This is a genomic window from Cytobacillus sp. NJ13 (assembly GCA_030348385.1).
Lineage (GTDB): Bacteria > Bacillota > Bacilli > Bacillales > Cytobacillaceae > Cytobacillus.
The window spans coordinates 3,165,432-3,179,606 of the sequence record JAUCFP010000006.1 but is presented as its reverse complement, the minus strand read 5'-3'; the positions used below and the strand labels follow the sequence as shown (position 1 = coordinate 3,179,606).

12 protein-coding genes are annotated in these 14,175 nt (G+C 42.7%); 10 read left to right on the top strand and 2 right to left on the bottom strand.

The window, feature by feature from the left end:
• The first annotated feature begins 656 nt into the window (after window positions 1-656).
• Window positions 657-2,204 carry an L-glutamate gamma-semialdehyde dehydrogenase gene (pruA, locus tag QUF73_15845; protein MDM5227655.1) on the top strand — a complete coding sequence of 516 codons (1,548 nt, stop codon included), beginning with the start codon at window positions 657-659 and terminating at the stop codon, window positions 2,202-2,204.
• 410 nt (window positions 2,205-2,614) lie between these two features.
• Entirely contained in the window at window positions 2,615-3,166 is a 552-nt protein-coding gene (locus QUF73_15840; protein ID MDM5227654.1) for an isochorismatase family cysteine hydrolase, read from the top strand.
• Between the two features lie 126 nt (window positions 3,167-3,292).
• On the opposite strand, the gene putP is transcribed toward QUF73_15840, so the two are convergent.
• Window positions 3,293-4,762, bottom strand: coding sequence for a sodium/proline symporter PutP (gene putP, locus QUF73_15835; GenBank protein MDM5227653.1), 1,470 nt, complete (start codon window positions 4,760-4,762; stop codon window positions 3,293-3,295).
• Window positions 4,763-5,399: 637 nt separating this feature from the next.
• Here putP and aceA point away from each other — a divergent pair.
• The gene (aceA, locus tag QUF73_15830; protein ID MDM5227652.1) at window positions 5,400-6,689 is read left to right on the top strand and encodes an isocitrate lyase; all 1,290 of its coding nucleotides are present in this window, start codon (window positions 5,400-5,402) and stop codon (window positions 6,687-6,689) included.
• Between the two features lie 207 nt (window positions 6,690-6,896).
• Window positions 6,897-7,331: a YueI family protein gene (locus QUF73_15825; protein ID MDM5227651.1), complete on the top strand. Its 435-nt coding sequence runs from the start codon at window positions 6,897-6,899 to the stop codon at window positions 7,329-7,331.
• A gap of 135 nt (window positions 7,332-7,466) precedes the next feature.
• On the opposite strand, the gene QUF73_15820 is transcribed toward QUF73_15825, so the two are convergent.
• Complete coding sequence (locus QUF73_15820) at window positions 7,467-7,823, bottom strand: cupin (GenBank protein ID MDM5227650.1); 357 nt, start codon at window positions 7,821-7,823, stop codon at window positions 7,467-7,469.
• 220 nt (window positions 7,824-8,043) lie between these two features.
• Between QUF73_15820 and gatC the strand changes: the two genes are divergently transcribed.
• The 6 genes from gatC (at window position 8,044) to QUF73_15790 (ending at window position 14,165) form a co-directional block, all read left to right on the top strand.
• Window positions 8,044-8,334, top strand: coding sequence for an Asp-tRNA(Asn)/Glu-tRNA(Gln) amidotransferase subunit GatC (gene gatC, locus QUF73_15815; GenBank protein ID MDM5227649.1), 291 nt, complete (start codon window positions 8,044-8,046; stop codon window positions 8,332-8,334).
• Between the two features lie 13 nt (window positions 8,335-8,347).
• Complete coding sequence (gene gatA / locus QUF73_15810; GenBank protein MDM5227648.1) at window positions 8,348-9,805, top strand: Asp-tRNA(Asn)/Glu-tRNA(Gln) amidotransferase subunit GatA; 1,458 nt, start codon at window positions 8,348-8,350, stop codon at window positions 9,803-9,805.
• 12 nt (window positions 9,806-9,817) lie between these two features.
• Window positions 9,818-11,245, top strand: a complete 1,428-nt coding sequence (gene gatB / locus QUF73_15805; GenBank protein MDM5227647.1) for an Asp-tRNA(Asn)/Glu-tRNA(Gln) amidotransferase subunit GatB — start codon at window positions 9,818-9,820, stop codon at window positions 11,243-11,245.
• Between the two features lie 166 nt (window positions 11,246-11,411).
• Window positions 11,412-12,476, top strand: a complete 1,065-nt coding sequence (locus QUF73_15800) for a LytTR family transcriptional regulator DNA-binding domain-containing protein (protein ID MDM5227646.1) — start codon at window positions 11,412-11,414, stop codon at window positions 12,474-12,476.
• Between the two features lie 136 nt (window positions 12,477-12,612).
• The gene (locus QUF73_15795) at window positions 12,613-13,461 is read left to right on the top strand and encodes an ABC transporter ATP-binding protein (protein MDM5227645.1); all 849 of its coding nucleotides are present in this window, start codon (window positions 12,613-12,615) and stop codon (window positions 13,459-13,461) included.
• The gene (locus QUF73_15790) at window positions 13,458-14,165 is read left to right on the top strand and encodes an ABC transporter permease (protein ID MDM5227644.1); all 708 of its coding nucleotides are present in this window, start codon (window positions 13,458-13,460) and stop codon (window positions 14,163-14,165) included. The genes QUF73_15795 and QUF73_15790 overlap by 4 nt, the downstream gene beginning before the upstream one ends.
• Window positions 14,166-14,175 lie beyond the last annotated feature (10 nt).

Genomic DNA, 14,175 nt, shown 5'->3' with positions numbered 1-14,175 from the left:
AGAGGCTTCATGAAGACGAAAAAGGAGGAGGCTCAAGAAAAATGGTCGTCATAGAGGCTTCATGAAGACGAAAGAGGAAGAAGCTCGAGGAAAATGGTCGCCATAGAGTCTTCATGAAGACGAAAAAGGAGGAGGCTCAAGAAAAATGGTCGTCATAGAGTCTTCATGAAGACGAAAAAGGAAGAAGCTCGAGGAAAATGGTCATCATAGAGGATTCATGAAGACGAAAAAGGAAGAAGCTCGAGAAAAATGGTCACCATAGAGGACAATGGCGACCCAATAGGAAGAGTAGCAAGAATAAGGGTCTCCATAAAAAGGTCATAGCTGTAAAATGATAAAGAAGTTAGGAAAAATGATCTCCCTTCTAAAGAATAAGAATAACAGTACTAGAATTTTTTATATAACAGTTTTATCCAATACCTGACCTAAGAAGCTTCAACCCCTTATCGTTCTAAGTGAAACCGTAATTTCTATCAATGGATGTTAATATATAACATCAGCGGAGAATGTTTGAAGATAATGTTATTTTCGTGTTAATATAGTGTTTGGATGAAAACGTTTTAAGAAAATAGCAGACCTTGTCCAGCATGTTTATAAAACGGGACGGGGCGCTACGATCTGGCGTTTGATATTTGTACACTCAGGAGGCGGTAAAAATGGTACAACCTTATAAGCATGAGCCATTCACGAATTTTAAAGAAGAAGAAAATCGTGAAGCATATTTAAAGGGTTTACAAACTGTAGAAAGCTATTTGGGCCAGGATTATGATCTTTTAATTGGCGGAGAGCGCATTTCTACTGAAGATAAAATTGTATCAATCAATCCTTCTAATAAAGAAGAAGTAGTTGGCCGTGTTTCAAAGGCAAACCGCGAGCTTGCGGAAAAAGCGATGCAGGCTGCAGTTGAAGCGTTCAAAACATGGAGAAAAGTGAAGCCGGAAACACGCGCAGATGTTTTATTCAAAGCTGCTGCAATTATCCGCCGCCGCAAGCATGAGTTTTCTGCCCTTCTAACAAAAGAAGCAGGAAAGCCTTGGAACGAGTCAGATGCTGATACTGCGGAAGCAATCGACTTCCTTGAATACTATGCGCGCCAAATTTTAACAATTAAAGACGGTGTTCCAGTAAACAGCCGTCCGAATGAATATAACCGTTATGACTACATTCCATTAGGGGTGGGCATCATCATCTCTCCTTGGAACTTCCCGCTTGCAATCATGGCCGGCACAACCGTTGCGGCAATTGTGGCAGGAAACACAGTACTATTAAAACCAGCTTCTACAACACCGATTGTGGCTGCGAAATTCGTAGAAGTGATGGAAGAAGCGGGTCTTCCGAAGGGTGTTCTGAACTTCGTGCCGGGCAGCGGTGCAGAAGTGGGCGACTATTTAGTTGACCATAAAGACACTCGCTTCATCTCATTCACAGGTTCACGTGACGTTGGACTTCGCATCAACGAACGCGCGTCCAAGTTAAACGAAGGCCAAATCTGGCTGAAGCGTGTAATCGCAGAAATGGGCGGTAAAGACACAATTGTTGTGGACAAAGAAGCAGATCTTGAGCTGGCTGCTACTTCTATCGTGGCTTCTGCATTCGGTTTCTCCGGCCAGAAGTGCTCTGCATGTTCACGTGCAATCATTGTAGAAGATGTATACAATCAAGTGTTAAACCGCGTTGTCGAGCTGACAAACGAATTGACACAGGGCAATCCGGAAGATCAAAGCAACTACATGGGTCCTGTGATTGACCAGGGTGCATTTGATAAGATTATGAGCTACATCGAAATCGGCAAAGAAGAAGGCAAGCTGATGACAGGCGGAGAGGGAGACAGCTCCAAAGGCTTCTTCATCAAGCCGACTGTATTCGCTGACCTTGCCCCAGATGCACGTTTAATGCAGGAAGAAATCTTTGGGCCGGTCGTTGGCTTCACAAAAGCAAAAGATTTCGACCATGCGCTTGAAATCGCAAACAACACAGAGTACGGCTTAACAGGAGCTGTGATTACGCAGAACCGTGAGCACATCCAAAAAGCACGCGAAGATTTCCATGTTGGAAACTTATACTTCAACCGCGGCTGTACAGGTGCGATCGTTGGATACCAGCCATTCGGCGGATTCAACATGTCCGGAACTGACTCCAAAGCGGGCGGCCCTGACTACATTCTTCTGCACATGCAGGCGAAGACTACATCTGAAATGTATTAATAAACCTCCGATTGGAGGCGGGAACAGCAACTTGGTTGCTGTTCCTTTTTTATTGTTTAGGAAGTTATAAAATATAATGATGCAAATAACTTTGTGGAAAAATTATCTGCATCCAGCTCCAGCGCCTAGCCCCTCAGGTCATAAGCCCAATCACAATCACTCCAGAAATCAGGACAAGGAATGCTTCGGCAGCGATACATCGCCCGACCAAAGTAATTGGGAGGTTTCCCGCGTGATTCGTCTTATGCCTGTCGGACTTGCACAGGATGTGCTGGCTTCAACGTTCGCCACAGGACGTGGAGGTTTTTAGTTGGAGTTCATCTGATCAAGGCGCTTCCGCTTTTGTTCTTGGATATTCAGCACTTTAAAGTTTATGATGAAAATAGACCTTTAGATTGGAGTGATGCAAAATGCCAAACAAAGCTTTGATTAATATCGATTACACAAATGATTTTGTAGCTGAGGACGGTGCCCTGACATGCGGTATGCCTGGACAGCTGCTGGAAAAGAAAATCTCAGAGCTCACACAAGAGTTTGTCGCAAATGGGCATTTCACTGTTTTTGCTATTGATGTTCATGATGAAGGGGATATCCATCACCCAGAAACGAATTTATTCCCGCCGCATAATATCAGGAACACGGACGGAAGAAATCTTTATGGGTTTCTGCAGGAGGTTTATGAAACGAACAAGGAAGCTGAGAATGTTTATTTTATGGATAAAACAAGATATTCCGCATTTGCAGGAACCGATCTCGAGATAAAACTGAGGGAGCGCGGTGTAGAGGAAGTGCATCTGGTCGGTGTATGTACCGACATTTGCGTGCTTCATACGGCAGTCGATGCTTATAATAAAGGATTTAAAATAGTGATTCATAAAGATGCTGTCGCATCATTTGACCAGGAGGGCCATGAGTGGGCCTTAAGGCATTTTGCAAAGACCCTTGGAGCAGAAGTAATTTAATGATTGCTGGCTTTGTAATTAAGCCGGCAACACAAAATATTGATTGCCAGCTGAAGGCTGTAACTGTATTGAAGAACCGTTTTACATACAAAAAACCCTCTCCACATAGGAAGAGGGTTTCTGCAATTAATTTTTAAGGACAGACTTATATTGATTGTACTGCTCCTGAACTTCTTTTGAAGGTGCCTTATCCAGAAGGCTGACGATGATGATCGCTAAACCTGCAAATAGGAAGCCAGGCGCCAATTCATACAAATCAAACAATCCGCCGGTAAGCTGTGCCCAAACAATTACTGTTACGGCACCAACAATAATGCCGGCAAGGGCGCCATTCCGTGTCATGCGTTTCCAGAACAGGCTCAGGATGATAACTGGCCCGAAGGCTGCACCAAATCCGGCCCAAGCATAACTGACAAGTTCCAGCACCTTACTTTCGGGGTTATACCCTAAGAAGATGGCAATAATGGCAATGCCCAGTACAGCAATTCTGCCAACAATCATTTCTTCCTTTTTGGAAGCATTTCTTCTGAAGATGGATTTATAGAAATCCTGTGCCAATGCACTAGAAGAAACGAGCAATTGAGAGTCAACGGTGCTCATGATTGCTGAGAGAATGGCTGCTAATAAAAATCCAGCGACCCATGGATTAAATAGTACTTGTGAAAACATGATAAATACTGTTTCAGAATTGGCAAGCGGTGCATCTGCAAAATAGGCGATACCGGCAAAACCTACAAACAGAGCTCCGAATAAGGAAACAATCATCCAGGTCATACCAATAAAACGTGCTTTTGGAACATCATTGGTGGATCTTAATCCCATAAAACGGACAAGGATATGCGGCTGTCCAAAATAACCTAATCCCCATGCTAATAGTGAAGCTACTCCAACAAAAGGGGCACCGGAATATACATCTAAATAGGAAGAATCCATAGCCCCAATTGTCTGCATAGTCTCATTCCATCCGCCAAGCTCCTGAATGGCAGCAATCGGTATAATAATCATAGCCAGGAACATTAAAATCCCTTGAACGAAATCCGTCCAGCTGGCAGCCAGAAATCCGCCGAAGATTGTATAAGAAAGGATAACAGCTGCTCCGACCCATAACGCTACCTTGTAATCCATTCCAAATGAATTTTCTAATAAAATGGCCCCGCCGACAAGGCTCGATGAAGTATAAAAGGTAAAAAAGATTAAAATAACGATTGCAGATACAACGCGCAATATTTTCGAAGTATCATGGAATCGGTTTTCAAAATATCCAGGTACTGTAATGGAATCGTTTGCTACCTCTGTATAGACACGCAGTGGTTTGGCCACAAACTGCCAATTTAGATATGCGCCGACTGAGAGCCCTATAGGAAGCCAAATCTCTCCCATACCTCCTAAATAAACGGCACCAGGCAAGCCAAGCATCAGCCATCCACTCATATCTGAAGCCCCTGCACTCAATGCTGCGACACCCGGTCCCAGACGCCTTCCTCCTAACACATAATCAGATAAATCCTTAGTCATTCTGGCAGCAAGTACGCCAATCAGAAGCATACCAACCAGATAGACTATTATTGATGTTAGCGTTGGTATATTAATATCCATGTTTATTTATCCTCTCCTCTTTCAGTAAATAGAGATATACCTGAAAATACAATTAATAATGGCATTGGAACAAGAAGCCAAAGCCACGTCGCTATAGTGAAATCCATATGTTCACCTCCGTTTTTCTATTAGTGTCCCCATTAAACCATACGTGAGAAAAGTTCCTTTTATACAGTAACATACAGTTTTGTGTTTGTGGAAAAATCAGTTTGGGGAATGGTCCACTTTGAAAAGACGTTTATTATCATAACATAATAAAGGTTGAGGGACAAAAAATCTTAAAAACTATAAAGATATAATTGTATAAAAATACGCTATTTCGCATTAATTTTCTGTTATTTCACATATATCAACATATCTATTCATCCAAATTTATAAAATTAAGTTGGCGAAAAGAGCAGTTTTATTGGATAGATTAGAGAATTAGCGGTAAATTTTGAAAATTTTTTTAAAAAGGGGTTCCCATTAAGAATTCTCTGTTATATAATACAAAACATAGATAATTAATTGTTTTATAACAACTTAGATTTATATCATAACAGTTGATAATTTTATATCTGTTATGATACAGAACTGCATTGCAACTGGGGTTTTGCTCAAATGATAATTTTCTAAATTAAAAGGAGGATTTAATCAAATGGCAGATGAAAGAGTGCGTCAGTTACAGGAAAGCTGGGAAATGGATGAACGCTGGAATGGAGTAGAAAGACCGTATACGGCTGAGGAAGTCATCAAATTAAGAGGGTCAATTGATATTGAACATACATTAGCGCGCCGTGGTGCAGAGAAGCTGTGGAAGCTTGTGAATGAAGAAGACTTCGTCAATGCATTAGGAGCATTAACGGGAAACCAGGCTGTCCAGCAGGTTAAGGCTGGGCTGAAGGCCATATACTTAAGCGGCTGGCAGGTTGCTGCAGATGCGAACCTGTCCGGAAATATGTACCCGGACCAAAGCCTATATCCGGCCAACAGTGTTCCGAGTGTAGTAAAAAGAATTAATCAGGCCCTTCAGCGAGCTGACCAGATTCATCATATGGAAGGCGATCATTCCATTGACTGGTTCGCTCCGATTGTAGCAGATGCGGAAGCAGGATTCGGCGGCCAGCTTAATGTATTTGAACTTATGAAAGGCATGATTGAATCGGGTGCCGGCGGCGTACACTTTGAGGACCAGCTATCTTCTGAGAAGAAATGCGGACACCTTGGCGGAAAGGTTTTGCTGCCAACCCAGACTGCTGTTAAGAATTTAATTTCTGCAAGATTGGCAGCGGATGTTATGGGCGTGCCGACTGTCATTGTTGCACGGACTGATGCCAACGCTGCAGACTTAATTACCAGCGATGTAGACCCTTATGATGCACCTTTCATTACCGGAGAACGCACACCTGAAGGTTTTTTCCGTACAAAGGCTGGGCTTGACCAAGCGATCGCTCGGGGATTGGCGTATGCTCCTTATGCAGACCTGGTATGGTGTGAAACATCTGAACCGGACCTTGATGAAGCGAGACGCTTTGCTGAAGCAATCCATGAGAAATTCCCCGGCAAGCTGTTAGCGTATAATTGCTCTCCTTCATTCAATTGGAAGAAAAAGCTCGATGATGAAACGATTGCAAAATTCCAGGTAGAGCTCGGAAAAATGGGCTACAGGTTCCAGTTTGTTACTTTGGCAGGATTCCATGCGCTAAACCATAGCATGTTTGAATTGGCTCGCGGCTATAAAGACCGCGGAATGGCTGCGTACTCTGAACTGCAGCAGGCCGAGTTTGCCAGCGAAACACATGGCTACACGGCGACAAGGCATCAGCGTGAAGTGGGTACCGGCTATTTTGACCAGGTTTCCATGGTCATTACTGGAGGTACCTCCTCGACAACTGCTTTAAAGGGATCCACTGAGGAAGAACAGTTTACTGAAAAGCAGGAAGCTTAATTTTTACCCGTTTGTAACTTGATTTTTTTACCTGTACATTCTCCTATTTTGAACCTCTCTTCCATGGAAGGGAGGTATTTTTTGCTTTAAAGGCAAGCACAGTACATGCTGCAAAAACATACATATTATATAGGCAAAATTTGAAATAGGGCGTAATACTGAATACAATGAAAGCATTGAGGTCATATAAGGATGGAGGATGTACAATTGGCTGAAAATATAGATGATTATCTTCAACAGGGGATTCATGGACAAAAACAGACCAAGCCTGATGAGCGCCGCAAGTTTCTTGGCTCTCTTCGGGAGAGAGTGGTCATTGCCTTGAAGCAGCCGCAGATGAGAGAAGATGGAATCTATCCGCAGGTGGAAGAGGCCCTTAAAGCCAACAGCAAGGCTCATCTTTATCTGAATGGGAATATGAGCTACTCCTATTTATCAAAATATATAAAACTGGCTTCAGCCTATAAGGTTGACTATACAATTGTCACCAACAAGGAGCATAATTCGGAGAACGGGCTGGTTCTTGCCTATGACTATGCGATTGATAAACCGGAAATTTTTGTGGAGAGGAAAACAGTCAAAGCAGAAGCAAAAAAAGAAAAAAAGGGCGGCCTATTTGCCAAACTATTCAAGCGGAAATGAGCAGCGTCTTCGGCGCTGCTCCATTTTTGGGGGAAAGCATTACAATACCGGCCGAAATGCTGAGCTTATCGGCCAAATTTAATAAGATACCGCCAAACTTCAGCATTTACCCGCCAATGCCAATTGTTCCGCTTTCTATCCCAAAGGCTTCAGGTACTGATGCGGATCCAAATCAGGACCTTCAATCACAATTGCAGTCATGCCGAGGTAAGAGCCTGATTCATGTTCCTCGCCTTCAGACCAATAAACAGCGGTTCCTTTTTGGATTGCAATTTGCTCACCGCCAGCAGTTTTAACCCATCCTTCGCCGTCAACGATGAGAAATAGCTGGGGACAAGGTGCCGGATGCATGCCTAAAACACTATTATCCTTCAAGTGGATACACCCAACTGCAGCAGTTTTGTTCCTGATAATCGGGGTGATACTGGCATTGTGGCTGCTGAATTGAGCAATTTCCCTGCTGACATCCAAATCAAATCGGAAAAATTCCATAATCGCACCTCCTGTACTTATTCGCATCCCCATTTATTCGGTTTCGCTTTTCATTTATCCTTTAAAAAGAGAAGCAAACACACAATTCACTGAACTCATGGTAAAATAAGCAGAAGATTGCTGAACCAGCTGGTGTGCGCGTATTGCTTTAACGCGTGAAAGTTTGGTATGATCATAATAATTGTGCATTGACAGTATTCAATTTTTGGAGGTGGCATTAATGTCGAGAATTTCAATAGATCAGGTTAAGCATGTTGCACACTTGGCGCGGCTTGCTATGACTGAGGAAGAAGCTGTTGCTTATACCGAACAGCTGGACAAGATGATTTCATTTGCCGAGCTGCTGAATGAGCTTGATACAGATCATGTTGAACCAACATCCCATGTTCTTGATATGAAGAATGTATTGAGAGAAGATAAGGCGAATAAGGGGCTTCCACAGGAAGAAGTTCTGAAAAATGCGCCGGAACATCAGGATGGCTATATAAAAGTGCCGTCTATTATTGAATAGGGAGGGGAAAATGGTGAGTTTATTTGACCATAAGGTATCGGAACTTCATCAGCTTTTACATAAGAAAGAAATCACGGTTACCGATCTTGTCAGCGAATCGTACAAGCGAATCGGTGAAGTAGAAGACAAAGTACAGGCTTTCTTGACGCTTGATGAAGAAAGAGCCCGTGAAGCAGCTAAAAGAATGGATGGGAAAATTGGAACGGACGAAGCGAAAGGCCTTTTGTTCGGTATGCCAATCGGTGTGAAGGATAACATCGTAACGAAGGGGCTGCGCACAACCAGTGCGAGTAAAATCCTTGAAAATTTTGATCCGATTTATGATGCGACTGCTGCATCCAAATTACATAATGCTGAAACCATTACAATCGGTAAACTGAATATGGATGAATTTGCAATGGGATCATCCAATGAAAACTCAGGCTTTCAAGTAACCCGAAATCCCTGGAATTTAGAAAGAGTTCCCGGGGGATCTTCCGGCGGCTCTGCTGCATCTGTTGCGGCCGGTGAAGTTTTATTTTCTCTTGGATCAGACACAGGCGGCTCAATCAGACAGCCTGCTTCTTATTGCGGAGTTGTTGGGTTAAAGCCTACATATGGAACAGTATCAAGATTCGGACTGATTGCGTTTGCCTCATCTCTGGATCAAATCGGGCCAATTACACGGACGGTTGAAGATAACGCATATCTGCTTCAGGCAATTTCAGGTGTGGATCCTATGGATTCTACTTCAGCAAATGTTGAGGTCCCAAGCTATGCGGAAAGCCTGACTGGGGATGTAAAGGGGCTGAGAATTGCCGTTCCGAAAGAGTATTTGGCTGAAGGTGTAAATGAAGAGGTGCGCCAGTCAGTACTGGACGCCCTGAAAGTGTTAGAAAAACTTGGGGCAACATGGGAGGAAGTTTCCCTGCCGCATTCGAAATATGCACTGGCAACGTATTATCTGCTGTCCTCCTCTGAGGCATCGGCAAACCTGGCGCGCTTTGATGGCGTACGCTATGGCTATAGAACAGCTGATCCTGAGAATTTAATCGATTTATACAAAAAGACTCGTGCAGAAGGCTTCGGTGATGAAGTGAAACGCCGCATCATGCTTGGGACATTCGCCTTAAGTTCAGGCTATTATGATGCTTACTATAAAAAGGCACAAAAGGTTCGTACTCTGATTAAACAAGACTTTGAAAATGTTTTTGAAAAATATGATGTCATTATTGGACCGACAGCACCAACTCCTGCCTTTAAGATTGGTGAAAATACGTCTGATCCGCTGACTATGTACGCAAACGATATTCTGACAATTCCAGTAAACCTTGCCGGGGTGCCTGGAATCAGCGTACCTTGCGGATTCGCGGATGGATTGCCGCTTGGCCTTCAGATTATCGGAAAGCATTTTGATGAAAGCACTGTTTACCGCGTAGCGCATGCTTTTGAGCAGGCTACAGAATTCCATAAGCAAAAACCGGGACTGTAAGGGGGGAAATTCATGAAATACGAAACGGTTATCGGACTTGAAGTACACGTAGAGCTAAAAACAGATTCAAAAATATTCTCGGCCAGCCCAAACCATTTTGGAGCTGAGCCCAACTCAAACACAACGGTCGTCGATCTCGGCTACCCTGGAGTGCTTCCTGTCATTAATAAAAAGGCAGTTGAATTCGGAATGAAAGCTGCGATGGCACTGAATTGTGAAATCGCACCTGTTACAAAATTTGACCGGAAGAATTATTTTTACCCGGATAACCCAAAAGCCTACCAGATTTCGCAATTCGATAAGCCAATTGGCGAGCATGGCTGGATTGAGATCGAAGTCGACGGCTATAAGAAAAAAATCGGGATTACGCGGATCCATCTTGAAGAAGATGCAGGAAAACTGTCTCATGCTAAAGGATATTCTCTTGTAGACTATAACCGCCAGGGTACACCGCTGATCGAGATTGTATCTGAGCCGGATATCCGCACGCCAAATGAAGCATATGCATATCTGGAGAAACTAAAGTCCATCATCCAGTATACAGGCGTTTCTGACTGTAAAATGGAGGAGGGTTCACTTCGCTGTGATGCGAATATCTCCCTTCGTCCTGTCGGCCAGGAGGAATTTGGCACAAAGACAGAGCTTAAGAACCTGAACTCCTTTAACTTTGTCCGCAAAGGACTGGAGTACGAGGAAAAGCGGCAGGAAGAGATTCTAAGTTCAGGCGGTACAATCCAGCAGGAAACGTTGCGCTATGATGAAGCAACCAATACAACCATTCTAATGAGGGTAAAAGAGGGTTCGGATGATTATCGTTATTTTCCTGAGCCTGATTTGCTTGATATCCATATTGATGAAGAGTGGAAAGAGCGCATTCGTGCTGAGATTCCTGAGCTTCCGGACCAAAGAAAGAACCGCTATATTGAAGAACTCGGGCTTCCTGCTTATGATGCAGCTGTCCTGACAGTCACAAAAGAAACATCCGATTTCTTTGAAGCGGCTGTCCAAGCAGGAGCTGACGCAAAGCAGGCTTCTAACTGGGTGATGGGTGAGCTGTCGGCATACCTGAATGCTGAACAAAAAGAGCTAAACGATATAGCTCTGACTCCAGAGGGACTTGCCGGCATGATTAAACTGATCGAAAACGGCACCATCTCTTCCAAAATTGCCAAAACCGTCTTCAAAGAACTGGTTGAAAATGGCGGAGATCCAGAAACAATCGTAAAAGAAAAAGGCCTTGTCCAAATTTCGGACGAAGGTGCACTTCTTAAGATTATCGGAGAAACGCTTGATGCGAATCCGCAATCGATCGAGGATTTCAAAAATGGAAAACAAAAAGCGATCGGCTTCCTTGTCGGCCAAATCATGAAAGCCACAAAAGGACAGGCCAACCCGCCGCTTGTCAACAAATTATTGCAGCAGGAAATTCAGAAAAGATAGCTATATATCGGGGTATGAAATCATTCGGTTTCATGCCCCTTTTTTGTTTGAAGAATAACTGTCATTCGACAAATACCCCTATTATTTCCCAGGAAAAGCTATATTTTACATGTCCTTCAGCGTTATAATTACAGGTATGAAATCTAAAAAAACCAGGTGATTAGAAGTGGCCATTTTAAAAATAACAAATTTAGAAGAGCATGATGAACATACTGTTGTATTTCCTCCATTTAGTCTAGAGGTCTCAGCAGGCGAGGCCGCAGCAGTTCATACAAATACAAATGTAAGGAATGTATTATTGAGTATGTTCATGGGGTCAATGCCGATTTCCAATGGAGAAATAAGGGTTAACGAAATTAGTGCGGCGATAGACAAACGCAAATTTTTGGCGGACATTGGAATCTTCTCTTTAAATGACGGGCTATATGAAAGATTAACGGCGAAGGAAAACTTCTCATTTTATAAGAACCTATTTGGATCGGAAATATCAATAGAAGAAGGGCTGCGTGCTGTTCAGCTGGATGCAGAGCGAAATCAACAGGTTAGAAAATTGTCCTATTCACAAAAAAGACGTGTCCATTTTGGCCGTATGCTTTTTCAGAACCCTGCATTGTATATTTTTGAAGAGCCTGACCAAAATATTGATTTGGAAACAAAGCGTGTCTTCATAAAACTGATAAGGAAACTTTGCCAAAATGGGAAAGGTGTTTTAATACTAACTGGTAATTTGGAGAGTGCTCTTGCAGTGACCAACAAGGTTTATAGGCTTGGTGAAACCGGTCTGCAGGAGCTTGACGTTTTACAGGATGAAGCGGATACAGCAGAAACAGCAGCGGCCCAGGAACAGCATGCTGGTCTGCTGAATGAAGAAACGCCAGCGGTACAGCCCGTTCGCTTCGAGAAAATCCCCACAAAAGTAAATGATAAAATCGTATTATTCGACCCGCCTGAAATTGATTACATTGAAAGCAGCGATGGCCAATCCAATATTTTTATAAAAGGTGAAGTGTATCCAAGTGTATTTACACTGGCAGAGCTGGAAAGAAAACTGCACCCCTATGGCTTCTTCAGATGTCACCGGTCCTATATTGTTAATTTGCAGAAGGTCCGGGAGGTTGTGACATGGACGAGAAATAGTTTTACACTGGTGCTCAATGATGCTTCTAAATCATCAATCCCTTTATCAAAAGGGAAAATGGCGGAGTTAAAAGAAATGCTGGGGTTAAGATAAGCTCCGTTCCACCTCTGTAGTGTTCCATTCAACCTCCATTTAGCTCTTTTCATCTTGAAGATAGTGTGGGGGTTTTCTCTATGGATTATGATGAATGCATAAAGAAAACGAATCGTATCTGCATAGGAGGATAAAAATGGAAAATATCATTGAGGTCAAATCATTAGCAAAATACTTTTCAGACAAACCGGCACTGGAAGATGTATCATTTAATGTAAAAAAGGGAGAGACTTTTGGGTTTTTAGGTCCAAGCGGATCCGGCAAAACAACTACCATTAAAATCTTAACCGCTCAATTAGCTCAGACAGATGGGGAGGCTTTAGTATTTGGGGTTAATGCTTCCAATCTGAAGAAAGAAGAATACCGTAAGAAAATCGGAATTCTGACTGATAATAGCGGTTTATATAGCCGTTTAACAATTTATGATAATTTGAAGCTGTACTGTGATCTTTATGATGTACCGGATAAGAGGATTGATGAGGTTTTGGGCATGGTCAATTTAATAGATGAAAAGAAGAAGGCTGTTTCTAAACTATCAAAAGGGATGACTCAGCGTGTGACACTGGCAAGGGCATTCTTGCATCAGCCTGAGCTGCTGTTTCTTGATGAACCGACTTCGGCACTTGATCCAGTAAATACAAAACATATATATAAAGGCTTAAAGGACTTAAAAGAAAAAGGAACCACGATCTTTTTGACCACGCACGATATGAATGAGGCTGAAACGCTATGTGACCGCGTTGCGTTCTTAAATAATGGGGCTATTCAATTGCTGGATTCACCTAAAGCGCTTCGCCGGAAATTTGCCGATCATACATTGACTGTTGAGCTGACCGATGGGAGCAAAGTAATTGTTGGTAAAGGACCTGGCGGAGCACAAACTGTGTATGATTACATGTCTGGAAATAAAATTGTTTCAATCTACTCGAACGAACCGACTTTAGGAGATATTTTTGTAGAAGTAACAGGGAGGAAATTAGCATGACTTTTTCAATGAAACGATCTATGGCCATCTTATATAAGGATTATAAAGATGTTTCAAAAAATTTATATGTTTCTACTACTGTCTTCCTGCCCCTTGTTATGGCCGCAATTTATGGACGCATGGGAATTGAGGGCATCGATGCACATTATATGGTCATCAATATGATTTTTAGTTTGGTAGCAGCCTATGTGCAGTGTTCACTAATTGCTGAGGAAAAAGAGAAAAATACATTAAGGGGACTTATGCTGTCTCCTGCAAGTACCCTGGAGATATTATTTGGGAAAAGTTTATTGAGTTTTATAAGCACCATTGCCGTCATCATAATCGCGGCATTTTTAACAGGTTATAATCCTGATAATCTAATAATAGTTGGTATGGCTATTATTCTATCTGCTGTCTTCTACATTGGAATTGGAACATTGCTTGGGCTGCTGACAAAATCCGTCATGGAAGCATCGGTTGTTATTTTGCCCATTATGATGATTTTTTCCTTTGGCTCGTTCTTGACCCCTTTTATAGAAAAATATCCTGTTTTAAAATTTATTGAGTATTTGCCGAATCTGCAGCTGATTGAGTTGGCTAATCAGGTTGAAGCGGGGGCTGGCCTAGCGGATGTATGGTTCCATCTGGCAGCAATAATTGTATGGACTGCTGCTGTGTTTGCTCTCGTGATCGCCGTTTACAAAAAACGAATGATGGATTGATGACAAGGCT